Here is a 2,031-nt window from a genome sequence, read left to right on the forward strand (position 1 = left end):
CTTCGACCGGCCGACCGAGTCCGTCCGGGGCTGGGAGCGCGCCGTCGACGCCCAGGAGCGGATCGTCGAGGCGGTGCGGGCGCTCGCCGGTCCCGGTGCCGGTCCCGGGGCCGGAGGCGGCGTCGTGCTCGTGTCGCACGGCGCGGTGGGGGCGCTGCTGCTCGCCTCGCTCACCGGCGAGCCGGTCGCCAGGACCCACGAGCAGCCGGGGATGGGCAGCGTGCTGACGCTCGACCCGGTGTCGTGGCGGCTGCTGAGCGGCTGGAAGCGGCTCCCGCTCCCGGCGTGACGGCGTGACGGCGGGCTACGCGGGCAGGCGCTCCCCTGCCTCGACCGCGACGTCGAGGTGGTTCTCGGCCGGCGGCAGCGGGCAGGTCGCGTGGGGCGTGTACGCGCACGGCAGGTTGGTCGCCCGGTTGAAGTCGATGGTCGTCCGCCCGTCCGCGTCGGGCGCCGGCACGTCGAGGCTCCGGTTCGCGGCGTACGTCGTCACGCCGGAGGTGCGGTCACGGAACAGCACGAGCAGACCGCCGCCGTACCCGTTGAACGCCAGGAGCGAGCGCGGCCCGTCGAGGTCGAAGGTGAGGACGCCCGGCGCCTCGTACACGTGCTGCAGCCCGTCGACGACGGACCCGACCGTGACCGAGCGCGGCTCGTCGAACGGCTCGAAGTGCGCCTCGACCACGAAGTCGGGCGTCGGCTCGTACGCCGGGGTGCCCGTGTAGCCGGTCCGTGTCGGGTTGCCCGGGTGCCGCGGGCGGACGACGTCGCTGCCGCCGCGCCGCGCGACCTCGATCACGACGGTCTCGTCGCCGTCCTGCCACACGACGTTCGTGCCCGAGCGTTCCGGCAGCGGCCCGAACCGGTGCGTGCCGGTCACCTCGACACCGTCCACCACGATCGACTGACCGTCGTCGAGCACGACCATCGGACCGTCCGCCGACGTCGACCAGGTGCCCGGAGCGTCGTCGAAGCGCTCCGGCTCGGCCCCGAGCCACCGGATGCTCGTGATCGCGAGGAAGCCGTGCTCGTCGGCGCGCGCGGCCTCGTGCGCAGCGTGCCAGGCCGTCCAGGAGGCGGTGCGGTCGGCGGCGGTCGTCGAGGTCGTCATGGCTCGACCGTACGACGGGCGGCGGGCGCGTGCGACCCGGGCGTCACACAGGGTCTCCGGGACCGCCCGTGCAGCCGCGGCTGCGGTGTGATCCGACGAGCGCCCGGCGCGATCCGACGAGCGCCCGGCGCGATCAGCGCCGGGCGCGGCCTCGGAGCACCACGGCTCCGATGACAGCGGCGGCCCCGGCCCACGCCAGCGGCCGGGTCACCCTCCGGCGCTTCGCCACCCAGCCGCCGTCCGTCGCGTTCCCGGCGTCGGCCGGGACGTGCAGGTTGCCGTCCGTGGGCTCCTGCCGCCCGCGGAGCGCGAACGTCTCCACCATCGGCTTCGTGATCCGGTGGAAGAGCCCCGGGAAGACGTACTGCAGCGGCACGAGCGACGCCTGCACCCGTCCGACGTAGCGGTAACGCTTGGGGTGCAGCGCTGCGCGGACGACCGCGCGCCCGGCCCGCCCGACCGAGACCGTGGGCGGCAGCGGGTGCGACGCCTTGCCGGTGTATTTCGCACCGTTCTGGTAGATCGGGGTGTCGATCGTCGAGGGCAGCAGCGACGTGAACCGGATGCCCGTCCCCGCGTACTCGTCGCCGAGGACGTCGACGAGCCCGAGCGCGGCGTGCTTGCTCGTCACGTACGCCGACTGGTACGGCGCGCTGAGCAGCGACTGGATGGACCCGACCAGCACGTAGGTGCCGCTCCCCCGCTGCTTCCAGTGCGGCAGGAGGGCCGTGATCGCGTTGAGGTGCCCGTAGAGGTTCGTGTCGACCACGCGCTTGAACGACTCCGTCGGGGTCTGCTCGAACAGCCCGTAGACGAACAGGGCGGCGTTGCCGACGAACACGTCGATGCGGCCGAACCGCGACGTCGTCGTCCCGACGAGGTCGCGCACGGCGTGCTAGTGGGACACGTCGGTCGGGATC

Annotated in this window: 3 protein-coding genes; 1 reads left to right on the forward strand and 2 read right to left on the reverse strand. The window is 73.9% G+C overall.

The annotated features are described in order from the left end of the window. Positions 1 to 289 (forward strand): histidine phosphatase family protein (locus tag I59_RS03675; RefSeq protein WP_022902713.1); only part of this gene is annotated, 289 nt, incomplete at its 5' end. Between the two features lie 15 nt (positions 290 to 304). Here I59_RS03675 and I59_RS03680 read toward each other — a convergent pair. Together I59_RS03680 and I59_RS19100 are read right to left on the reverse strand one after the other, a co-directional pair. Then, positions 305 to 1,111, reverse strand: coding sequence for a DUF1684 domain-containing protein (locus I59_RS03680; protein WP_022902714.1), 807 nt, complete (start codon positions 1,109 to 1,111; stop codon positions 305 to 307). Between the two features lie 133 nt (positions 1,112 to 1,244). Beyond that, positions 1,245 to 2,000 (reverse strand): SDR family oxidoreductase, encoded by a 756-nt coding sequence (locus tag I59_RS19100; protein WP_049976522.1) that lies wholly within the window; start codon positions 1,998 to 2,000, stop codon positions 1,245 to 1,247. Positions 2,001 to 2,031 lie beyond the last annotated feature (31 nt).

The sequence above is a fragment of the Curtobacterium sp. B8 genome, from assembly GCF_000333315.1.
GTDB classification, from domain to species: Bacteria; Actinomycetota; Actinomycetes; order Actinomycetales; family Microbacteriaceae; genus Curtobacterium; species Curtobacterium luteum.

Excerpts from the sequence above, each read along its gene's own strand:
- I59_RS03680 (WP_022902714.1), bottom strand. The coding sequence starts at position 1,111 with ATGACGACCTCGACGACCGCCGCCGACCGCACCGCCTCCTGGACGGCC.